Source organism: Kitasatospora sp. NPDC058444, from assembly GCF_042721415.1.
Lineage (GTDB): Bacteria > Actinomycetota > Actinomycetes > Streptomycetales > Streptomycetaceae > Kitasatospora.
Genome location: NZ_JBHXLL010000007.1, coordinates 168443 through 189795, shown reverse-complemented (window position 1 = coordinate 189795; position 21353 = coordinate 168443). Strand labels below are relative to the sequence as shown.

General features: G+C 70.3%; 15 protein-coding genes. 6 read left to right on the top strand and 9 right to left on the bottom strand.

The features are described 5' to 3' along the window. Positions 1-9 precede the first annotated feature (9 nt). Positions 10-201, top strand: a complete 192-nt coding sequence (locus ACFWP2_RS11295) for a DUF397 domain-containing protein (RefSeq protein WP_380450110.1) — start codon at positions 10-12, stop codon at positions 199-201. A 73-nt stretch (positions 202-274) separates the two neighbouring features. Further along, positions 275-544 carry a DUF397 domain-containing protein gene (locus tag ACFWP2_RS11290; protein WP_380450109.1) on the top strand — a complete coding sequence of 90 codons (270 nt, stop codon included), beginning with the start codon at positions 275-277 and terminating at the stop codon, positions 542-544. Here the strand turns inward: ACFWP2_RS11290 and ACFWP2_RS11285 are convergent, their stop codons facing one another. Both ACFWP2_RS11285 and ACFWP2_RS11280 read right to left on the bottom strand, forming a co-directional pair. Continuing rightward, positions 545-1294 (bottom strand): SDR family oxidoreductase, encoded by a 750-nt coding sequence (locus tag ACFWP2_RS11285; protein WP_380450108.1) that lies wholly within the window; start codon positions 1292-1294, stop codon positions 545-547. It lies immediately after the preceding gene. A 155-nt stretch (positions 1295-1449) separates the two neighbouring features. After that, entirely contained in the window at positions 1450-2343 is an 894-nt protein-coding gene (locus ACFWP2_RS11280; protein ID WP_380450107.1) for an AraC family transcriptional regulator N-terminal domain-containing protein, read from the bottom strand. A 144-nt stretch (positions 2344-2487) separates the two neighbouring features. Between ACFWP2_RS11280 and ACFWP2_RS11275 the strand changes: the two genes are divergently transcribed. Together ACFWP2_RS11275 and ACFWP2_RS11270 are read left to right on the top strand one after the other, a co-directional pair. Next, positions 2488-2805, top strand: coding sequence for an antibiotic biosynthesis monooxygenase (locus ACFWP2_RS11275; protein ID WP_350600099.1), 318 nt, complete (start codon positions 2488-2490; stop codon positions 2803-2805). Between the two features lie 103 nt (positions 2806-2908). Next, entirely contained in the window at positions 2909-3877 is a 969-nt protein-coding gene (locus ACFWP2_RS11270) for an alpha/beta hydrolase (RefSeq protein WP_380450106.1), read from the top strand. Between the two features lie 47 nt (positions 3878-3924). On the opposite strand, the gene ACFWP2_RS11265 is transcribed toward ACFWP2_RS11270, so the two are convergent. Together ACFWP2_RS11265 and ACFWP2_RS11260 are read right to left on the bottom strand one after the other, a co-directional pair. Beyond that, positions 3925-4053: a hypothetical protein gene (locus ACFWP2_RS11265; protein WP_380450105.1), complete on the bottom strand. Its 129-nt coding sequence runs from the start codon at positions 4051-4053 to the stop codon at positions 3925-3927. Between the two features lie 101 nt (positions 4054-4154). Further along, positions 4155-5651 carry an alpha/beta hydrolase family protein gene (locus ACFWP2_RS11260; RefSeq protein WP_380450104.1) on the bottom strand — a complete coding sequence of 499 codons (1497 nt, stop codon included), beginning with the start codon at positions 5649-5651 and terminating at the stop codon, positions 4155-4157. A gap of 271 nt (positions 5652-5922) precedes the next feature. On the opposite strand from ACFWP2_RS11260, the gene ACFWP2_RS11255 reads away from it, so the two are divergent. Together ACFWP2_RS11255 and ACFWP2_RS11250 are read left to right on the top strand one after the other, a co-directional pair. Then, complete coding sequence (locus ACFWP2_RS11255) at positions 5923-7275, top strand: sensor histidine kinase (RefSeq protein WP_380450103.1); 1353 nt, start codon at positions 5923-5925, stop codon at positions 7273-7275. Further along, entirely contained in the window at positions 7272-7961 is a 690-nt protein-coding gene (locus ACFWP2_RS11250; protein ID WP_380450102.1) for a response regulator, read from the top strand. Before ACFWP2_RS11255 ends, ACFWP2_RS11250 begins: the two co-directional genes overlap by 4 nt. A gap of 79 nt (positions 7962-8040) precedes the next feature. Here ACFWP2_RS11250 and ACFWP2_RS11245 read toward each other — a convergent pair whose 3' ends face one another. The 5 genes from ACFWP2_RS11245 to ACFWP2_RS11225 form a co-directional block, all read right to left on the bottom strand. Beyond that, positions 8041-8286, bottom strand: a complete 246-nt coding sequence (locus ACFWP2_RS11245) for a contact-dependent growth inhibition system immunity protein (RefSeq protein WP_380450101.1) — start codon at positions 8284-8286, stop codon at positions 8041-8043. A gap of 198 nt (positions 8287-8484) precedes the next feature. Next, entirely contained in the window at positions 8485-8832 is a 348-nt protein-coding gene (locus tag ACFWP2_RS11240; protein WP_380450100.1) for a hypothetical protein, read from the bottom strand. Positions 8833-9305: 473 nt separating this feature from the next. Further along, positions 9306-9524, bottom strand: a complete 219-nt coding sequence (locus ACFWP2_RS11235; protein WP_380450099.1) for a hypothetical protein — start codon at positions 9522-9524, stop codon at positions 9306-9308. 59 nt (positions 9525-9583) lie between these two features. Then, entirely contained in the window at positions 9584-10099 is a 516-nt protein-coding gene (locus ACFWP2_RS11230; protein ID WP_380450098.1) for a hypothetical protein, read from the bottom strand. 3 nt (positions 10100-10102) lie between these two features. After that, positions 10103-20764, bottom strand: coding sequence for a LamG-like jellyroll fold domain-containing protein (locus ACFWP2_RS11225; RefSeq protein ID WP_380450097.1), 10662 nt, complete (start codon positions 20762-20764; stop codon positions 10103-10105). Between the last annotated feature and the right edge of the window lie 589 nt (positions 20765-21353).

Genomic DNA, 21353 nt, shown 5'->3' with positions numbered 1-21353 from the left:
AGGCCCGATATGACGGACACCGAGTGGCAGAAGTCCTCCTTCAGTGGCAACGTCGAGAACTGTGTGGAGGTCCGCACGGTCGCTGGAGCGGTCGAGCTCCGGGAGTCCGACGAGGGCCACCTCATCCTCCGCACCAACCCCACCACCCTCGCCGACCTCCTCCACGCCCTCAAGACCGGCGAGTTCGACCACCACGCCTGACGATTCCACTCCGTGCCCCGCGCCCCTCGCCCACCCCGGGCGAGGGGCGCAACGCGAGAAGCGGAGGACAGCGATGCCTGATTCCACGTGGCAGAAGTCCAGCTACAGCGCCGCAAACAACGAGTACATGGAGGTCCGCACGGCCACCGGAACGGTCGAACTCCGCGATTCCGACGACGGCGTCCCGGCGGTGACCGTGGCCCAGGGCGAACCGGTCCGGCTTCTCGTCGTTGGTCAGGTTTCCGTTCATCGGGGTGAGCGCCCGACGGCGAGCCGACCCGGTGCGCGGGCGCGGGGCCGGCTCCTGGTGTCAGTGCGGCGTGACCTTGCCTGCTCTGGCTGATCACTTCGCCTGGGAGAGCGAGACCGCGTCGGGGCCGGCGGGGAATCGCAGCTGGCCGGTCGTGTCGTGCACGGCTCGCCACACTGTCTCGGCGACGTCGCTCTCCTTGGTGAACAGGTCCTGGCCCGTGAAGTCGCCCATGGCCTTCTTCGCCCATGGTGCGTAGGGCGCCGGGACCAGCTCGTCCAGCGAGGCGCCCTTCGTCGCGTTGGCCGCGAAGTTCGTCGTCAGGCAGGCGCCCGGCTCGACCGTCTTGGCCTGCACACCGAAGGGCGCGAGCTCGAGCGCGAGGGATGCGGTGAACCCCTCGATGGCCATCTTGCTTGCCTTGTAGACGGCCGAGAGCGGCATGTGGCCCAGCACCACGCTGGAGGTCACGTTGACCACCACGCCGGAGCCGCGCTCGCGGAACTGGGGCAGCACCGCCTGCGTCGTCGCCATCACGCCGAACGTGTTGGTTTCGAAGACTTCCCGCACTCGGGCCATGGGGGTGCCCTCGAACACGCTGATCAACGGGACGCCCGCGTTGTTGACCAGGACGTCGATGGGCCCGGCCGCCTCGAACGCGGCGGTGATGCTCTGGGGCTTGGTCACGTCGAGCTCGACGACGCGGAGCCGGTCCGACTCGGGCAGGACGCCCGCACGCGAAGTGCGCATCGTGGCGATGACGTTCCACCCCTGCGAGTGGAAGTACAGGGCGGTCTCCCGTCCGTATCCGGATGAGGCACCAGTGATCAGAACGGTCTTCATGCGGTGATCCTTGCGATGTAGTGGGATCCGCGGATGGACGGGCATTTTCCTGCCCCGCGGAAGAACGGGTGATCCCATTGAATCGCTCTGACCTGCTGGAATAGTAGAACTATCGTCGCTTCGTCTTGCACGATCCTCCCTCATGGTCCGGCCGCTCAAGGAAGGACGCCTGCGGTGCTTCGCAGACGGGCCGCGTCCCGGCTCGGGGGTGCGCCGAACTGGCGGCGGTACTCGCGGCTGAACTGCGACGGGTTGTCGTAGCCGACGCGGTGGCCGACTCCGGTGACGTCGCCCGGGTGGGTGGCGAGCAGCAGCCGGGCCTCCTGGAGCCGGATCTGTTTCTGGAACTGGATGGGGCTCATCGCGGTCACCGCCTGGAAGTTGCGGTAGAACGCGGAGACGCTCATCCCGGAAAGCCGTGCCACGTCCTCGACCCGGAAGGGCTCGGCGTAGTGCTCGCGGATCCAGCGCACGGCCCGGGCGACATGGCTGAGGCCGCTGTCGGCGAGGCCGAGCTGGCGCACCGTCGCGCCCTGCTCGCCGGTGATCAGGCGCCACAGGATCTCGCGTTTGACCAGCGGGGCCAGTACGGCGCGGTCGCTGGGCTCGTCGAGCAGGCGCAGCAGCCGGACCACCGCGTCGAGCAACGCGGGCGGGGCGTCGCTGACGGCGATCCCCGACGGAGTGCCTCCGGCGGGGCGGGGGATGTCGCCGGGACCGGCTTGCAGCAGCAGTTCGGCGACGGCGGACGGTTCCAGCGTGAGGCCGAAGCCGAGGGCCGGCTGCTCGGGGGCGGCCTGGGTGAACTGTCCGGTGACGGGCAGGTCGACGGATGCGACCAGGTACTGCCCGGCGCCGTACGCGTAGACCCGGTCGCCCAGCGCGAGGCGTTTGGCGCCCTGGGCGATGACTGCGAGCACCGTGCCGGACATCGAGGGTGCCGGCGGATCCGGCCGGTCGACCTCGGAGATGAGGACGCCGTCGATGGCGGTGGTCCAGTCGGGCCGGGCATGCCGGGCCAGCAGGGTGCGGAGCTCTTCGAGGTGCATGCGTCCATTGCAGCACTGTTCTGTGCTGCGGTTCCTGTGCTCGCGAGGATCGTGCAAGTACCGGCGAGCATCGTTCTAACGTTTACGCAGGTCACGGCGATTGAATGGAATCACCGCACTCCATCAACGCAGAAGAAGGCCTCCATGATTGCCACGTACGGCTTCAACGCCACGCTGACCGCCAGGCCCGGAATGGGCGACCGGCTCGTCGACCTGCTGCTGACCGGCCTGCACGAGGGCAGCCCCGGCGCGAGCGAGTACTGCGTGGTCTACCTCGTCTCCCGTTCCGCGTCCGCCCCCGACGTCGTCCACGTCACCGAGGGCTGGACCAGCGAGGAGGACCACCACCGGATCTTCGCCGGCGAGGCCGCCCAGGCCATCGTGGCGCAGATCGGCGGACTGCTGGCCAAGGAGTCCGAGTACACCGACTACGTGCCGGTCCGCGGCAAGGCCGCCTTCTGACCCGCCGAACACCCCACACCCCAGCCCCTGCCGCCGCGGTGCCCGCCGAGGTGGCCCCCGTCCTCGCCCGACCGTCCGCCAGCACCCATGAAAGGCAACGACCATGACCACGGCACGCCCCTCCCTCGACCCCGAACTGCATGAACTCCTGGCCGACATGCCGCTGATGTCCCAGCTCAGCCCGGAAGTGCTGGCGCAGGTACGCCCCTTCTCCTCGATGCCCGTCGAACCCCTCCTGGAAGGTCGCGCGATCGACCGGCGCGAGGTCACCGCTGCGAGTCCGGACGGCACCCCGATCCCCTTGTCCGTCTTCAGCCCCGCGAACACCGATCGCGCCATCGCCGCACCCTGCGTCTACTGGATGCACGGCGGCGGGATGGTCATGGGCGACCGCTTCTCACAGATCGACATCCCGCTGGAGTGGCTCGACGAGTTCGGCGCCGTCGTGGTCTCCGTCGACTACCGGCTCGCGCCCGAGTCCACCGGCATCATCCCGGTCGACGACTGCTACCAGGGACTGCTCTGGATCGCCGAACACTCCGAAGAACTGGGCATCGACCCCGCCCGGATCATCGTCGCAGGCGCCAGCGCGGGCGGCGGCCTCGCCGCCGGCGTCACCCTGCTGGCCCGCGACCTCGGCACCCCGACGATCGCCGCCCAAGTCCTGATCGGCCCCATGCTCGACCACCGCAACACCACCACCTCCAGCCTCCAGTACTCGAACGGGCCCGGCGTCTGGACCCGCGAGATGAACGGATTCGGATGGCGCTGCCTCCTCGGCGACCTCACCGACGACGAGGTACCCGCATACGTCTCACCCGCCCTGGCCGACGACCTCGCGGGCCTGCCGACCACCTACATCGACACCGGCTCCGCCGAAGTCTTCCGCGACGAGGACACCGACTACGCCACCCGCATCTGGGCGGCCGGCGGCCAAGCCGAACTCCACGTCTGGGCAGGCGGCTTCCACGGATTCGACGCCCTGTACCCGCAGGCACACATCTCGGCCACAGCCCGCCGAACCCGCACCGACTGGCTCGCCCGACTCCTGCCCACGAACCCCGCCGCATAGGTGAAGTCGACGAGTTCCGGTCGTACGCTTCAGCCTTGGCCAAGACCTCAGCGTCTGCTGTCTCCGGGCGCGAGCAGGCTGGTGACCTCGGCGATCGCCTCCGCCGAGGGGTGGAAGTGGCGCCGTACGTTCTCCGGCTTCTTGTGCCGGGACTTTTTCGTTCCGATGTTCCTCAACCCCAATTCGACCACCACGGCTGACAGCCCCCCACCGCGCCCTCGCCCACCCCGGGCGAGGGGCTCAGCCGTACGCCGCCTCCGTGCCGCGGAGCGGCCGATCAGCGGCTGTCGCCCGGGCGATGCACGGTGAGGTCGCCGTAGGTCCGCAGGGCGCCGGCCGGGTCGCCGGATCCGTTCCGCAGAACGGCGTCCAGGAAGGCGAGGGTGGCCGCGGCGACGACGTGCGGGCTCTCGGTGCGGCCCAGGGAGCCGACGATCGAGGGCACGGGCGGCAGGTAGAGGGGTCCGTCCATGAACGTGAGGTGGGCGGCGCCGGGGATGGTGAGCCGGTAGCTCGTCGCGGTATTCGCCGTGAGCGCCTCGGTGAGGCGGGGCGGGTAGCGCGGGTCGGTTGCCGGGGTGATGGCCTGGGTGAGGGCGAGCGTCGGCTGGTGGAGGGCGGGCGTGGTGGGGCCGTGGGGGTAGCCGTCCAGGTCGATGACGGCGGCGAAGCGGCCGTCCTGCCGGGCCGCCTGGAGGGCGGCGGCGCCGCCCATGGAGTGGCCGCCCACCGCGACCCGGCTGGTGTCCAGGCGCCCGGTGAGCGGGCCGGCGCTCTCGCCCCGGGCCTCGGCGTCCAGCCGGGTGAGGACGAAGCCGAGGTCGGCGGCCCGGACCGCCGTCCAGCCGGCCGCCAGTTCCTCGTCCTTGTCCGGGTCGCCGCTGGAGGCGGTCTCGCTGGTGATCGTCCGGCCGTCGGCGAGGACGACGGCGGCGGAGTCGTACGGGTGGTCGAGGGCGGCCACCACGTAGCCGTGGCTGGCGAGTTCCTCCGCCCAGGCGGTGTTCTGGGTGCGCACCCCGCCCGAGCCGGGTGAGAACAGCACGACCGGGAACCGCCGGCCGCCGGTGGCCGGCGGGGCGTCGAAGACCGCACGGCTGCGGGCGCGCGGGGCACCGTCGACCAGGAAGCCCGGCAGGCCGACTCCGCGGGCGAGGGCCTCGGAGACGGTGCGCGCCTCCTGCTCCGTGCGCCCGAGGTACTGGGCCCGCCGCGTGCCCGCGGGGCTGTGCTGCGCGGGGTACCAGAGCTGGACCACGACCGTGCGCAGGTCGCCCGGATCGGCGGTGAAGGTCTCGGGGCGGCGCGGGTCGGTCCACTGCACCACGCGGGTGCCGACCGCGAACTCGCCGGACGGTTCGGGGAACACGGGCACGGGGAAGGCCCAGGCGGCCACCGGGCCCGTGGCGATCAGGGCGGCACAGGCCACCGATCCCGGCAGCGCCAGCCACCAGCGCGCCCGCCACGCCGGCCGGCCGCCGCGGCGTCGGCCTCGCAGCAGGGGTGCGAGGGCGAACGGCGCCGCGAGGGCGGCGCCCGCCAGGACCGGCAGCAGCTGCCAGCGGATCCCCACCACAGCCGTCACGATCGTGGACGGCACGAGGACCGCCGCCGCCGCGACCGTGACGCGCGGGCGGGCGGCGGGGGGAAGCCAGCGCGCCACCACCAGCGCGACGGCCCCCAGCAGGGCGAGGATTTCCAGGGGGGACATCTGCGGTCCCGTCATGATCTCGGTCACCCGGCCATGCTCGGCGCCGGGTGCGCGCCGCCGCATCGATCACGGGTCGCCGTCGTCTGCGCCCGGGGGCGCAATCCGCGGCGGGTCGCCGTACGACCGGGGCAGCAGTCCAGCACGCCGGAGCGGCGGCCGGGCTGCGACCACGGGAGGTAGCGGGACTCCTCCTGCGGTCGTATCCCGCTGCGGTGCCGTCCGACGATGGGATCATGTGCCGGGCGGGGCCCGCGGCCTACGGTGGCAGGGCCGCCTCCGCGGTGGCGGCTCCGACCTGGGCGCTGCCGTGACGTCGAACCGACAGGGACGAGTGATGACCGAGGCCGCCGCGGAACCCGGCCACGCCCATCGGGTACTCCAGCGGGACCAGGGCCGGGTACTCCAGCAGGTGCGGGACCGGGTGCGGGACCGGGTGCGGGCGCGGTGGGCGCGGACGGCCTCACGGCTGACGACGTACGCCGACCAGGCCGCCGCACGAGCGGCGCGAATCGTACGGGCAGCCGGGCGCCGCGGCCCCCGGCTGCCGCCCGTCGTGTGGGACTCGCTGCTGCCGGCGCTCCTGCTCCTCAACGTCCTGACCACGCGCGCGCCGCACGAACTGCCGGTGGCCGCGGCCCTCACCGCCGCCCTCGCGCTGCCGCTGCTGTGGCGGCGCCGGGCCCCGCTCGCGGTGTTCGCCGTCGTGGCGGCCGCGGCCTTCGTCCAGTGGCTGGTGGACGTCCAACTCCCGGCGGACCTCGCCGTGTTGGTGACCCTCTACACCGTGGCCGCGCGCTCGGGCCGGCGCGGTGCGCTCGTCGCCGCCGCCGTCGTGGAGGCGGGGGTCCTGCTGGCCTGCCTGCGCTGGACGACGCAAGGCGCGTTCCTGACCCCGTTCGTCGCGGTCACCGCGATGAACATCGCCACCGCCGTCCTCGGGGTGAACGTGCGCACCAGCCGCGCCTACCTCGCGGCCCTGGAGGAACGGGCCGCACGCCTGGAGCACGAGCGGGAGCAGCGGGCGCGGCTGGCCGTCGCCGAGGAGAGGGCGCGCATCACGCGGGAGATGCACGACATCGTCACCCACAACCTGTCCGTCATGGTCGCGCTCACCGACGCCGCCGTCTACGCGCAGCACCGCTCCCCCGACCGGGCCACCACCGCGATGCTCCAGGTCTCCGAGACGGGCCGGCAGGCCCTGACCGACATGCGGCGCTCGCTGGGCGTGCTGCGGACCGACGAACCGGACGCGCAGCGCCACCCGCTGCCCGGCATCGCCCAGTTGGAGGCCCTCGCCGAGCAGATGTGCGCGGCCGGGCTGCCGACCCGCCTGGAGGTCCACGGCGGCCACGGCCACATCCCCGCCACCGCCCAACTCACCGTCTACCGCCTGGTGCAGGAAGCCTTGACCAACACCCTCAAGCACACACCCGCCGGCACCCGCGCGGCGGTCCGCATCCAGTGCTCGCTCGAGAGCGTCACCGTGGACGTCACCGACAACGGCCCCCACCCGCCGCACTCCGCCGCCGCCACACCCTCCGCCGCACCGTCCGGCCACGGCATCCCCGGCATGCGCGAGCGCTCGGCCGCCTACGGGGGGACGTTGGAGGCCGGGCCGCTTCCGGGCGGCGGCTGGGCAGTCCGCACCCGCCTGTTCCTCGACGGCGCCGGGGCGGCGTCCGCATGACGATCCGCATCCTGATCGCCGACGACGAGGCGCTGCTCCGCATGGCCTTCGCCACGGTCCTGGACGCCCAGCCCGACATGGCCCCGGTCGGCGAGGCCGCGGACGGTGCGCAGGCCGTACGCCTCGCCCGGGAGTTGCGCCCCGACGTCGTCCTCATGGACGTCCGGATGCCCGGGACGGACGGGATCGAGGCGACCCGGCAGGTCGTCGCGGCCTCCCCGCAGAGCAGGGTGCTGATCCTCACCACCTTCGACCTGGACGAGTACGCCTTCGCCGGCCTCCACGCCGGGGCGTCGGGCTTCCTGCTGAAGAACACCCGGCCCGAGGAACTGCTCACCGCGATCCGCAACGTCGCCGCGGGCGACGCGGTGCTCTCCCCACGGATCACCCGCCGCCTGCTGGAGAACGTCCGCCCGCACATCCCCGGCGCCGCCGGGACGGCCGGCACGGTCGGCGTCGACCACGACGAGCGGCTGAGCCGACTCGGCCGACTCAGCACCCGCGAACGCGAGGTGCTCGTCCAGGTGGGCTGCGGCCTGTCCAACAGCGAGATCGCGGCCACCCTGCACCTCGCGGAGGCGACCGTGAAGTCCCACCTGGGGCGCATCCTGCACAAGCTCGAACTCCGCGACCGGATCCAGGCCGTGGTCTTCGCCTATGCAACCCGCCTCGTCCACCCGTCCTGACGCGCCGCCGCCCCGACCCGGGCCAGCGGAACCGTCCTCAGCCCCGCCCCGGCCCACGACCGCTCGTGAGTCAAGCGATCTACCGGGCCAGGAACCCCTCAACCTCCCGTTTCAGGGCGGGCGGCACGTCGGCCAACTCCGAGACGATCAGGCGGACATCCCGCCCGAGTTCGGGGAACTCCCTCCAGACCTCCGCACTCCTGGTGAGCACCGCGGCCAGCAGATCGCCCTCGAACATGTCGCCTTCCGCCAGTGGGTCGCCCCGGAGGGCCTCCACCGCCAGCGGCAGGAGATGGGCGAGGCCTACGTTCTGCCCGATGAGCAAGCGTCGTGGGCCGCGGCCCGGACGGGCCGCCCGCCGACCACGGCGGTCGGCGACTCCTCCCCGTGTCCGCGAGGTTCCGCCAAGACCGCAGGCCGAGACTGCGGGAGAGTTGACGGGACCGTCAAGGGCGCCGGCCGGTCAGTCAGCTAACGCAGCGCTCTCGCTCGTGGCCAGACGGACACCGCCACGGACGGTGGATCACTCCCAAGGATTGATCCCTTGTTCCCAAGCGGTTTCCTCGTCGCGGTCATGCAGGAAACGCGGATCGGAGATCGTCCGGAGGCCTACGTCGCTCAGCGGCCATTCCTCGAACTCGTTGCGCAGGAGCCTGAGGAGGAACTCGGTCATTCCGCAGCTGTATACCAGCCAGGCGGCGTGAAATCGCGAATACAACGCGACCGGCCACCGGTCCGGATCCGGGTCCGCAGCAATCCAGCAGAGAATGTCCGCCGCCTCGGTGTCACCCCAGACAAGCATGTCTTCCAGCCGGTGCAGACCCACCTGGGCAGTGTCGTACCAGTCGATCGCCGAGTCGTCGACCAGCATGGAGTCGTGGAGACGCGACACACACGTACCCACCAGCTCCGCAGGGCTCGTGGCCGGGCCACGAACGCCCACCATCTGCTCGATGGTGCCGTGTCCGAGCTTTTCTACGAACTGCCGGTAGTCGGATGGGAGGCGGCTGCCCTAGACCGACCCGACGTCACCCCAGTCGAAATCGTCCCCACGGGTCGGACCGATGCACGACAGAAGGCGCCCGAGCTCGATCATCACGCCGGTGCCCGCGGCCTCGTCGCTGCCCATGTCAGAGCCTTGGCTCGGTCCGGGCGAACTGACCCATGTTGTGCCACTTCTGATCGTAGGGACTGTACATGTCATTCGGCACGTAGTAGTCCAGCGGTAGATCGTGATCTTGGCGAGTGCCCGGGGGTGTCGTCACCTCCGACGGGAATCGGTGTCGGGCCGACCTGGCCGGCGAGGGTGCCCCGCGGCTGCTTGCCGGACCGCTGCGCCGTCGCTCACCCGTCGGCTGACGGCGGCCGAGCTTCCAACGCTTCTGCCTGCTGGAACATGGCATTGGCCTGGTCGTCCCAGTCCGACCCGAAGGATAGGAGGTCTGCGGCGGCTTCGCGGTGTAGCGCCGGGTCGTCCGGGCGCTGGAGGCAGGCCAGCCGGAACGCCAGGTTGCGGGCCCAGACGGGCAGTCCCATCCAGTCGTCCGAGAACACCTGGTGCACTGCGTCGAGGATCTCCTCGGGGCCGGTGAAGGTGATCGTCTCAATGAATGTCCGCTCGTCTACGGAGCGGTGTCAATCGGCCGCCATGCCGGCTCCATGTTCGGCCATCCCGGGGGCACCGCCGTCCCGGCGATCACCCCGGCTACGAGCTCCGAGAACCCCGCGTCATAGAACTGCACACTGACCAACTGACGGAACACCAGGAGAATACGCCAGGAGGAACCCTCGGCTGGCACAAAGAAACATTGATCCCCATCCCAGTTCGAATATGCCCATGGCACCACCGACCCCGGGTCGAAATCTTCCCCACCCAAATCGTCGGAAAAGTATCGGAAAATCTTCTCGAACGCCCGACGGCCACTCTTCATGAATTCAAGAAGCGACTCCTCGTCGCACGGGTGCGGCACAAACAGGTGCCCCCTGATCAACCCACCCCCGTAAAGTTCAACGAACCCCTTAAAGTCGACCGGCAACTTTCTGCCGGCCCACGCTTCAATCTCACCCCAAGCTTCGAGTGGAACCCTTCCAGACCTAGGCTCCACACCAATCAACTGGCGGAAATCAAATTCAGACATATCTCAGTATCCTAGATTGTAAGATCCACAGATCGCCTCATTGTCATCCCTATTTCGCTTCCTCTCATTTATCACCAGGCAGTCCACATTAAGGCCGAGAGACCCGCGAGCCTCAAGATGAATTGCCACAGGCCTGGCAGAGGCCTTCCCCGCATAGACCACTTCAACCTTGTAGACAACCCCCTGTCCACCCTTCTTTATTACCCCAGCGATATCCATTTCCACCGTCCACATGGCAGGGGCATTGGCATAATCCCATAGCGGCACAAGATTTCTCAAATTATCTCCAGAGCCTCCGAACTGCTTGCCCATCAAGTGCCCCCTGGCCCGTTGCTTTTCGGTAAGGTCCCAGTATCCCGGGGGTACCACCATAGGCCTCCGTGGCGTATTCTTCCACGCCGTTTCCGTCCCATCCTCCATGTCTTCAGGACCTGAAAACTCCCCGATCGCACCAGTTGCACGGCAGCCGTCAGGACCGGGCTTGAAACGCTCCCGAGGGAAGTACGTGATGTTCCCATGCGCATTCTGAGGAGTGTCCGTTGGGCCATCGACACAGGGCTCTTCTCCCCTCGCTGGTTCGGTGCCGTTGCCCGGCTGGGGGCCGGGGGCGTCTTCCGTGCTCGGGGTGACATTGGGCTGGACCGCCACCATGGCGGAGAGGTCGGCGGCATTGTAGGAGGCCGCGATGACGTTGAGGGTCTCGCGGGGGTCGCGCGGGGTCCAGTCGAGTTGGAGGGCGGGACGCTCGACGGCGGGCCGGGTCCGGTCGAACAGGGGCCTGGGGGGATCGGGATGGAAGACGGCAGGGCGGGCGTTCGACGTCGGCCGGCGGCAGGTGGTGCACTTGCCGTCCGACGGCTGCGGGCGGCCGCGGCCCGTGGGAATCCTGGGGTCTTCGGCCGAGGGACCGGACGGTCCCGGTGAGGAAGAGGACGACGGAGAGTTGGACCTCGCGCGCTCCCGGGCCTCCCGCTTCTCCAGCCAGTACTCGCTGAGGTCGTAGTAGCCGTCCGATGTCGCGCTGTAGTACCCGACGTAGCCCGACGGGTTGGTGTAGGGGGCGGTGAAGCTGTTCTGGGTTGGGGCCTTCCCGGTGTACGTGTTGAGCTGGTCGGCGTAGGCCTGGGAGGCCCGGGGCTTGCCCGGCTTGATGGTGATGGAGCCGTTGAACTTGCCGCTGCCCCACTGAATGCCCTGGTTGCCGTTGTTCGCGGGTGCCCGCTCAGCGGCGGCGGGGGCGGGGGCAGGCCTGACGTATCCGCCACCACCGGCCGAGCCGGCGCCACCGGAGTTCGCGATCTTGTCGTGCCCCGTCGGGTCGGTGCCGTTCAGCGGGCTGCCGTTGGCGTAGGTGTAACGGTTGGCCTGGACGGAGGGGCTGGGGTTCAGCAGGTAGGAGTCGCGGCTGGTGAAGCCGCCGGTGCCGGGGCGGTACCAGCGGGCGGCCATGTTGACGTCGCCGGTGCTGGGGTCGGTCCAGCCGCTCTGGTAGCCGAGGCTGGTTCCGGTGCCGCTGGTAACAATGGGCTTGCCGAAGGGGTCGTAGGTGGTGGTGCCGGTGACGGTGGTGCCGTTGGTGTCGAGGGTGGTGGTGACGTCGGTGTGCTGGTCGGTGCGCAGGCGCACGCTGCTGGTGGCATTGCCGGCGCCGAGCAGGTTGCCGGCGGTGTCGCGGGCGTAGGTCCAGGTGCCGTCGCCGGTCAGGTTGTTGGAGCCGCCGTCGTAGCTGAAGCGGGTGGCGCCCCGGCTGGTGACGCGGTCGAGGCCGTCGTAGGTGTAGCTGGTGGTGCCCTCGGTAATCAGGCGTCCGAAGGCGTCGTAGGCGAGGGCGTCCTGCTTGGTCCCGGTGGTGACGGCGGCCAGGGTGCCGCGCGCGGTGTAGCGGTAGGTGCTGGTGCCGTCCGCGAGGAGTCGGTTGCGTTCGTCGTAGGAGGCGGTGGCGGTGCCGTTGCGAGTGCGGTTTCCTGCGGCGTCCCACTCGTACGCCGTGGCGGTGCCGTCGGCGGTCCAGGACGTGAGGCGGTCGGCCAGGTCGTAGCCGTAGCGGCTGTCCTTGACCGGGTCGGTGGCACCGCCGCTGACGGTCTTGCGGGTCAGGCGGTCGTCGAGGTCGTACTCGTAGGCGGTACCGGCCAGCGGGGTACCGGCGCCGCCGACGGCCACCAGTTGGTCACCGGAGAGACGGCCGAGCGGGTCGTAGCCCAGGCGCCGCTCGGACATCACCGTGTCCTTGGCCGCGTCGACCGGATCCGCCTGGATGTACGACTGCTTGCTCAGGCGGCCGTCGCCGTCGTAGCCGTACCGGTTCTTGGTCTTCAGCTTGGGGTTGTTGGCCCAGTCGAGCCGGCCGTCCGTCTGGTAGCCGAAGAGCGTCAGGTCGGTGTCCTTGTCCCAGCGCCTGGTGACGCGTCCGTCGGCGTCGTACTCCCAGGTCTGGGTGGCCGCCGCCAGGTCGGTACCGGCCTTGGTGAGCAGGCCGCGGTCGTTGTACGCGTAGTTCTGGCCGTTCAGGGACGAGGAGTTGTGCCGGATCAGGTGTCCTGCCTTGTCGTAGGCCAGCTCCCGGTCGGTGGTACCGGTTTCCGCGCCGGTGCCGCTCTCGTGCGCCAGGCGTCCGAGCGGGTCGTACGTACTGGTGCGCACGACGCCGCCCGGCTCGGTGCTGCGTACGGCCTGGCCGGCCGCGTCGTAGGCGGTGGTCCAGGTGCGGTCGGCCGTAGCCGGGTGGGCCGCGGTGGAGGGCTCGACGGTGGACTCGGGCAGGCCCCAGGTGTTGAAGGTGTAGACGGTGGTATTGCCCTTGCCATCGGTGAGGCGGGTGCGGTTCCCGGTGGCGTCGTAGCCGAAGGTGGTGGTGATGCTCTGGCCGGCGGCCACCGGTTCGATGAGTTTGACCGGGCGGCCCAGGGCGTCGTAGGCGGTGCTGGTGACGGCGCCGGTGGTGGGGCTGGTGCTGGTGAGGACCTGGCCTTCCAGGTCGTAGGTGGCGGTGGTGGTGCGCAGCACGGTGCCGGCGGGGTCGAGGTTGTCGGTGGCAGCGGGGTTGCCGAGGGCGTCGTAGCGGGTGCGTACGGACTCGCCGAGGGGGGCGGTGGCGCGCACGGTGCGGCCGAGGCCGTCGTAGTCGGCCTTGCTGACGCGTCCGGCGGGGTCGGTACTGGTGAGTACCTGGCCGGCGGGGTTGTGGGTGGCGCTGCTGGTGCTGCCGGACGGGGTGGTGAGGTTGGTGAGGTTGCCGGCGTCGTCCCAGGTGAGCTTGGTGGTCAGGTTCTGGAGGGTGGGCTGGCGCTCGATCACGGTCGTGGTGAGGGTGCGGCCGAGCTGGTCGTAGGTGGCCTCGGTGCGGGCGCCGAGTGGGTCGGTGGCGGACAGTTGGAGGCCGGTGGGCGTCCAGGTGGAGGTCCAGGTGGGCGGGTTGCCGTCGATCGGGGGCTGGAGTCCGCCGGGAGAGTTGGGGTCGACGCGCTGGATCTGGTGGTCGAGGCGGTCGTAGCCGAAGGTGGTGCGTCGTCCGAGCGGGTCGGTGGTGGCGCTGACGCGGGAGAGCTTGTCGTATTCGATGCGGCTGACGGCGGTGAGCGCGGTGGTGGCGCCGGGCGGGGTGTAGGAGGGCAGGCGGGTCTCGGTGATGCGGCCGAGCTGGTCGATGGCGATCTTGCTGACCTGGCCGAGCGGGTCCTTGGCTGATACGGCCTCACCGAAGGCGTTGTAGCCGGTGGCGGTGGTCGGGCGCACCGTGGTGGCGGCCGCTCCCCCGCTCTCGGCGGCGACCAGCGGCGCGGTGGTACCGGTCTGCCGCCCGAGGGTGTCGTACTGGTAGGTGGTGGTGTAGGCGGCCGGGTCGGCGCCGGGCGCGTTGCCGTTGGGCGAGGTGGTGGCGGTGAGCAGGCCGCGCTGGTCGTAGCTGAAGGTGCTGACGGCGGTGGGGCCGCCGGTGGAGGAGGCGGTCTGGCTGCGGGTCAGGCGGCCGGCGGTGTCGTAGGTGTTGGTCTGGACGCTGTTCTCGGTGTCGCTGACCTTGAGGGCGCTGGTGGTGACGCGGTCGTCGGCGTCGTAGCCGAGGGTGGTGGTGCGGCCCAGGCCGGCCGGGTCGAGGACGGTCTGGGTGACGCGTCCGGACGGGTCGATGGTGCGCACGGCGGTGGTGCGGCCGCCGCCGGTGGTCTGCTTCACGAGGTGGCCGGCGCCGTCGTACTCGTCGGATTCCAGGACGATCGAGCGGGTGGTGCCGTCGGCCCGGGTGACGTTCTGGGCGGTGACGGTGGCGGGCAGGCCGTCGTCGAAGTAGGTGTAGCTGGTGACGGCTCCCATGGCGTCGGTGCTGGAGGCCAGGCGGCCGGCGGGGTCGTAGGCTCGGGACTCGACGGTCAGGTCGCGGGAGCCCTTGCCGTCGCCGTTCCAGCCTTCGACGACGGTGGTCGCCGGCTGGCTGCGCGGGGTGTAGGTGTAGCGGGTGACCTGACCGAGCGGGTCGGTGACGGATGTGCGGCGGCTGAGCGCGTCGTAGCCGTAGCGGGTGACGCCGCCCATCGCATCGGTGTCGCTTTCCACCCGGCCGGCGCTGTCGTAGCTGCTGGTGGCGGTGCGGGTGCCGTCGGTGCCGGTGATGTCGGCGGTGGCGCTGCCGGTCGGACGGCCGTCGGCGTCGAAGGTGACGGTGGTCTTGGTCTGATGGGTGTCGCCGCTGACGGCGTCGGTGACCTTGGGGCCGGTCTGGGCGACCTGGCGGCCGAGCTCGTCGTAGCCGTAGGTGGTGGTGACTCCGGTGGGCTGGGCATCGGAGGTCTCGGTGGTCCAGATCCTGCGGCCGGCGGCGTTGTAGCCATAGGTGAGGGTGAGGCCGCTGGGCAGGGCGGTGCGGGCCAGGTCTCCGGAGGAGTAGTAGGTGTAGCTGGTGACGGCTCCGGCAGCGGTGGTCTCGCTGGCGAGCAGCCCGGCCGGGGTGGTGCCGCCGCTGTGGGCGGGTTCGGTGCCGGTGGTGTAGGTGACGCGGGTGGTACGCCCGTCGGGGCGGGTGGTGGACTCGGGCAGGCCGAGGGCGTTGTAGGCGACGGTGGTGCGGTAGGTGGTGTCGCCGGGGCCGGCGGAGCGGGCGTCGCGGGTCTCGGTGGGCTTGTCGTTGCGCGGGTCGCGCGGGTTGGCGGGGTCGTAGTGGTAGCTGGTGTAGGAGGTCCAGCAGGAGTTGACGTCGCGGCAGGTGGTCACGGAGACGGTGTTGCCGCGGGCGTCCTGGCCGCTGACTGTGGAGTGGCCGTTGGGGTCGGTGACGGTGTGGACGAAGCCGCCGGTGTCGTAGGTGTAGCTGGTGGTGTTGCCGGCCTCGTCGGTGCGGGAGATGAGGCGGTTGCCTCGGGTGGCGTCGTGGATGTCGGTGGTGGTGTTGCCGGCCGGGTCGGTGAGGGTGACGCGAGAGGCGAGTTCGGTGGCCGAGGAGGCGGAGCGCCCTTGGTAGTGGGCGGCGATACGCTCGGCGGTCAGCGGGTGCTGGTAGAGGGCGACCTCGTCGATCTGGCCGGTCAGCCAGGACCAGCCGCCGTTGCCGCCGGGCCAACTGCCGACGTAACCGCCGCCCAGGTAGGTGCGGGTCATGTTGAGGTGGTTGACGGTCCCGGAGACCGTGCCGACCAGGCTGCCGTCCAGGTAGAGCGACTGGGTGCCCTGGGATGCGCTGATCGCCGCGTAGTGCCAGGAGCCGTCGGTGACGGCCCCGGCGGAGGCGATCGGGTCGGTGCTGATCCCGTTCATTGCGCCGCGGAGCTTGCCGTCGGATCCGACGTACAGCACTGGCACGGTGTTGAAGGGGGTCGCCCCCATCGGTTCGCTTTGGACGTTCAGTAGGACGCCGGGACCGCTGGTGCGGAACCAGAGTTCAGCGGCGATGTCGGTCTTGGTCTGGAGGATCGGGGTGGGCAGGTCGATGTAGGAGGAGGCGGTGCCGTTGAACTCGGCGGCGCGGTTGTCGCCCGGGCCGAAGACGCCGGTGGTGCCGGGTTTGGCGGCGGGCGCGTAGGTGCCGTTGCCCTTGATCGCGGCGACCTCGCTGGCGGCGGTGGTGCCGCCGGTCTCGTCCAGGCGCCAGTAGCCGCCGGGCGAGTCGGCGACGACGGAGCCGCGGTAGCCGATGCCCTGGCCGCCGACCTGGACGCTGCGGGCGCGGTAGTGGGCGACGACGTCGCTTTCGCCGAGCGGGTGCTGGTAGAGGGCGACCTCGTCGATGGTGCCGGTGAAGTGGCTGGTGTCGGCGGGTGGTTCGGGCCAGTAGCGGGCGTAGCCGGCGCCGATGTAGGTGTGGCTGTTCTGCTGGTGGTCGACGGTGCCGTTCTGGACGCCGACGATCTGGCCGTCGAGATACAGGGTCTGGGCGGTGCCCTGGACGGAAAGGACGGCGTGGTGCCAGGCGCCGTCGGTGACTTCCCGCGGTGAGGCGGCGAAGGTCTGGGCGCTGCCGTAGAAGCGGCCGCGCAGCTTGCGGTCGGCCCCGATGTACATGACCGGGGTCCAGGTGCCGCCGGGGCCGGCGGGGTTGTCGATCGCCTGGCTCTGGTCGCCGATCAGGACGCCCGGGGTGGTGGTGTTGAACCAGAGCTCGACGGCGAGATCGGTCTTGGCGTGCAGCACGTCCTGCGGGATCTCGATCTGGGACTTGGCGGAGCCGTCGAAGCGGGCGGCGGTGTCGTCGGTGGGTGCGAAGACGCCGGGGGCCTTCTTGGCGATGCCGTCGCCGTAGGTGCCGGTCAGGCCGTTGCCGACCTCGCTGGCCGCGGTGGCGCCCTCGCGTTCGCCCAGGCGCCAGTATCCGGCCGGATCAGAGGCCTTGACGGCGTTGCTGTAGAGGAAGGAGCCGCCGCTGTAGGTCGGTTCGGAGACCTTCCAGTCGCCGCTGGCGGCGTCGGTGACCTTGGTGACGCGTTCGGTGGTGGCGTCGTAGGCGATCTGAGCGCTGGTACGACCGCTGGGCAGGGTGGTCTTCGTGAGCTGGGCGCTGCCGGTGCGCAGGGCGTAGTGCTCGGCGACGGTCTGCTCAGTGAGCGGGGAGTCGTAGATCGCGGCTTCGTCGATCTGGCCGGTGAACCAGGACCAGCCGCCGTTGCCCTCGGGCCAGCCGCCGGTGTAGCCGCCGCCGAGGTAGGCGCGGTCCATGTTGAGGTGGTCGATGTCACCGGGCGTGGTGCCGACCAGCTCGCCGTCGAGGAACATCGCGGTGTTGTCACGGGCACCGGACAGCACGACGTGGTGCCAGGTGTTGTCGGTGACGTTCTTGGTGCTGGTGACGGGGGCGTTCGGACTGTTGAACTTGCCGCGCAGCTTGTTGTCGGAGCCGACGTACAGCGCCGGGACCACGTTGTACGGGTCTTCGCCCATGGCGCGGTTCTGGTAGGTGAGGATGACACCGGGCGCGGCGGTGCGGAACCACAGCTCGACGCTGCGGTTGACCGAGGCGCTGATGGCGCGGTTGGGCAGCTCGACGTAGGAGGTGGAGCGGCCGTTGAAGGTGACCGCCTGGCTGCCGCTGGCACCCAGCGCGCCGTCGGCTCCCCAGGTGACGTCCCGGCCCTCGGCCGGAGAGCGGTCGCTGACCTGTGCGTCGTTGGTGAGGGAGCTGCCGTCGGCCTGACCGAGACGCCAGTAGCCGGAGGGGCCGGCGTCACGCACGGCGGTGCGGTAGCGCGAGCCGGTGCCGTAGTCGTAGACGGTGCAGCCGGTGGCGGCGGCGAGTGCGACGCCGGGCGGGCAGACCTTGGTGAGCCGGTCGCCGTCGTACTGGTAGGTCCAGCCGCCGCTGGAGCCGACGGCGGTCACGGAGGTGACGTGGTTGCCGGTCCAGTTGAGGTTCAGGTAGCGGCCGGAGGCGGTGTCCTTGACCTGGACGAGGAGGCCGGAGGCGTAGACGAGGTCCTGGGTGTGGCCTGCCGGGTCGGTGATGCGGGTGAGCCTGCCGTCGGCGCCGAAGGTATGGGTCTTGCCGGCGCGGTCGGTGAGCGTCCAGCCGCCGCCGTCGGCCTTGCGCAGGTCGGCGGCCATTCCGCTGCCGGGCACGTAGGCGTTCTTGCCCGGGTCCCAGCCGAAGCGGGCGCGCGAGCCGTTGGAGGCGGTGAGCAGCACGTTGCCGGGCAGTGCGAGCCAGTTGCTGGACTCGGCCTGGATGCGCATGTCCCAGGGGGTGGACCAGCCGGCGCCGAAGGCGCCGTCGGTGCGCGGGTCGAGGGAGTTGTAGCTGCGGGTGACGGACAGCTCAGGTCCGACGACGGGCAGCGCGGCGTCGGTGGCGGCGGTGGTGTAGTTGCCGACCGCGGTGTTGACGCTGCGTCCGGCGTCGGCGGCGGTGGTGTACTGGTTGGGCTGGGGCAGGACGGTGCGGATGTAGGAGGCCGCGGTCCAAGGACTGTCCGTTTGACCGTCGCCGACCTTGGCGTACCAGGCGTACTGCTCGTTCCAGGTCAGCCAGCCGGGCGGGACGACGAAGCGGGGCTGGCGCTTGAGCCAGTCGGTCTGCTTGCAGTCGACGCCGGCGTCACTGCCGACGATCCGGCAGACCTGGAACCTGTAGTCCGGTTCGGGGAAGGGAGAACGGTCGGGGTCCACGCCCTCGGCGGTGAGGGTGGGCTGGAGCTGGTAGACGACCGCGCCCGAGGGCGGGGCGAGGCGGGTGATGTGCGGGGGGACGTTGACGGAGGAGATCTGGATGGTGACCGGGGGCACCCCGGCGTCGTTCCAGAAGTTGCTGACCTGGTACTGGTCCATGGTGAATGCGACGAAGTAGGTGCCCTGTGGGAGGGCGCGGATGCGCGCGTCGATCACGGCGCTGCCACCCGGCGGGACGTCGTGGGGCATGGACGTCCAGGCGATGTTGGTTCCGTAGTCGGTGATGCTGTTGTTCCACTGGTCGGCCAGCAGGTACGACATCTTGTAGTTGTTGGTAGGCGTCCAGGTGTCCATGCCACGGTTCCACACGCGCAGGCGGACGATGCCCTCCTGGGTGGCGGTCACCGGCTGCTGGAGGCCAAGGAGTTCGTAGTCCGCGCCGTATCGGGACCAGGTGACGTCCAGAGAGGGCTGGCCGCCGGGCATGTTGGCGCTGCCGAACTGCTTCCAGGACATGGAGTCCCACACGTCGGTCTTGAGGGCGAGGCCGTAGTTCGGAGTCCAGTGGTGGGTCCAGGAGTTGACCAGGTTGCGGCCGTCGGCGCCGAGGTCGATCGGCTCCCAGTCCTGCGGGCAGGCCCAAGCGCTGGTGGAGTTCGGCCGCCAGCCATGGGCGAAGGAGGGGGCGGCCAACGCGCCGCCGGTCGAAGGGCCGGGCATGGCGCGTACGGAGCCGGGCGACCAGTCGGAGGTGATCTGGTGGACGGTCACGGTGCGCGGGGTGCAGCTGTAGGACCAGGCGTTGTACACGTTCAGGCGGGCGCTGAGGATGTTGGCGTTGCTCAGGGAGTCCTCGATGCCGCGGAAGCGGATGAACGAGGCGGCCTGGTGCTTGCCGCCGTCGTTGGTGCCGGCCTTGAGGATGGTGTCGCCGGAGAAGTCCTGGTTGTACGGGGAGTAGGCGTAGGTGCTCTCGGTGGCCAGGACGCGGGAGAGCGACGGATCGACCTTGACCGGGTAGACGCGTTCGGGGGCGTGCAGCCAGGCCTCGTCCAGTTTGACCTTGAGAGCCTGGCCGCCGGCGGGCAGCTGGACCAGCTCGTAGGCGACGCCGCCGGTGATCACGCCTTCCTCGGTGTTGGGGGCGAAGGCGGAGTCCTGCATCCAGCCGGCGGGCATGCGTCCGCGCAGGGCGCCGGCGGCGTCGGTGAAGTGAACGGAGCCGTCGGCATCGAGAGAGGCGCTCACGCCCTGCAGGCGCAGCGGGAAGACCCACTCGGTGGGTGCGGTGGCGTCCTTGAGTACCAGCGTCTCCTTGAAGGAGGAGCTTCCGGCGAGGACCGTCACGTCGGCCTGCGGGCGGGCGTCCGGGTAGGTGACGGTGCTGCCCTGGGCGGTGCCCTGAGCGGGGGCGGCGTCCTGGAGGCGGTAACCGACGAAGAGACCGTCCCCGAGCTGGAGCTGGACGAGCGGGTCGGCGTCGGCGGTGAGGCCGAGCTTGAGCTGCTGCTCGGTGGCGGTGGTGGTCCAGGCGTTCTGGACGGGGGCGGCACGGCCGGCGGTGGCGGTGCCGGCCGGTATCAGGGTGGTGTCGATCGCGGCCCAGGAACCGTTAGAGCGACGGAAGTTGACCGGTTCGGTGTAGCTACGAGTGGTGAAGGTCCCGTCGGCGTTCTGGAAGGTCCGCTGCTGTGCGGTGCGCTTCTCGGGGAGTTCCTTGCTGGTGGCGACGTCGAAGCCCTTGGCCGGGCCGGCCTTGCCGGCCTGCGGGACGGCGGAGTTGTCGACGACCTTGGCCTCGGAGGCAGGCAGCTCTACGGGCTGGGGCGCGAGGTTCTGGGCGGGGGCCGAGGCGGCCTTGTCCTCGGGTAGTTCACCCGGCGCGGGGGTCGTGTCCGAGTGCCCCGAGCCGTCCTCTGCACTGGTGGCAGCGGTGGTCGCGGCATGGCTCAGGCCATCGGCGCTGCCCTGCTGCTGCTTGGGGCGCGGGCCAGGGTCGGCGGGCGCGGTGTCGGCGGCCCGGCGCAGCAGGGTCTCGGCGAAGGCCGTTCCCTCCGCTGTCCCGAGGACGATCAGGGTCATGGCCAGCAGAACTGCCAGAGGGCGGCGCAGCACTCGTTACCCACCAGGTGGTCAAGGAGAGGCAAATGAAACGCCGACAGATATACCGGGTAGTCAGTAGACAGATAAAGAGACAATTGGTCTTCCGTGTCATAGATCACAGAGAAAATACGGACAGCGGGGAACCAACTACCATAAGTGACACCCCTGTAAGCGTGCAGCATCGGCAGACTCGCAGGCGGCGGCGAGACGCACCGGACAAGTCCGGGGCGGTGCACTACATCCGGAGGCATCCCAGGCCTCGGGAGGAGTGGCCGCGACAGTTACGGGAGCCGGTGGGCGAACGTACTCGGTGAAGGTTCTGGCACCTCCGCGCACCCACCTACACAGGTGATGCCACATCGGCTCCGGTGGATTCTTCGACACGGGTCCTTGCCGACCAGTGAGCTGGGACAGGGGGCAGTGGCGATGTCGGCTCCGTCGGCGCTCGGCGGCGATGAGCCGGGCGGTGCGCCCGCTCCCCGGCCTCCGGGACCTCTTCGGGCATCCCCCCGATTGCCGGCATCACCGCGATTCCGAGCCGGGGCGGCGGGGCGGGCGGAACGGGGGC

What these genes read in the sequence shown, in the direction of transcription:
- ACFWP2_RS11295 (WP_380450110.1), top strand. Translation starts at nt 10, where the DNA reads ATGACGGACACCGAGTGGCAGAAGTCCTCCTTCAGTGGCAACGTCGAG.
- ACFWP2_RS11290 (WP_380450109.1), top strand. Translation starts at nt 275, where the DNA reads ATGCCTGATTCCACGTGGCAGAAGTCCAGCTACAGCGCCGCAAACAAC.
- ACFWP2_RS11285 (WP_380450108.1), bottom strand. Translation starts at nt 1,294, where the DNA reads ATGAAGACCGTTCTGATCACTGGTGCCTCATCCGGATACGGACGGGAG.
- ACFWP2_RS11280 (WP_380450107.1), bottom strand. Translation starts at nt 2,343, where the DNA reads ATGCACCTCGAAGAGCTCCGCACCCTGCTGGCCCGGCATGCCCGGCCC.
- ACFWP2_RS11275 (WP_350600099.1), top strand. Translation starts at nt 2,488, where the DNA reads ATGATTGCCACGTACGGCTTCAACGCCACGCTGACCGCCAGGCCCGGA.
- ACFWP2_RS11270 (WP_380450106.1), top strand. Translation starts at nt 2,909, where the DNA reads ATGACCACGGCACGCCCCTCCCTCGACCCCGAACTGCATGAACTCCTG.
- ACFWP2_RS11260 (WP_380450104.1), bottom strand. Translation starts at nt 5,651, where the DNA reads ATGCGGCGGCGCGCACCCGGCGCCGAGCATGGCCGGGTGACCGAGATC.
- ACFWP2_RS11255 (WP_380450103.1), top strand. Translation starts at nt 5,923, where the DNA reads ATGACCGAGGCCGCCGCGGAACCCGGCCACGCCCATCGGGTACTCCAG.
- ACFWP2_RS11250 (WP_380450102.1), top strand. Translation starts at nt 7,272, where the DNA reads ATGACGATCCGCATCCTGATCGCCGACGACGAGGCGCTGCTCCGCATG.
- ACFWP2_RS11240 (WP_380450100.1), bottom strand. Translation starts at nt 8,832, where the DNA reads ATGCTGGTCGACGACTCGGCGATCGACTGGTACGACACTGCCCAGGTG.
- ACFWP2_RS11230 (WP_380450098.1), bottom strand. Translation starts at nt 10,099, where the DNA reads ATGTCTGAATTTGATTTCCGCCAGTTGATTGGTGTGGAGCCTAGGTCT.
- ACFWP2_RS11225 (WP_380450097.1), bottom strand. Translation starts at nt 20,764, where the DNA reads ATGACCCTGATCGTCCTCGGGACAGCGGAGGGAACGGCCTTCGCCGAG.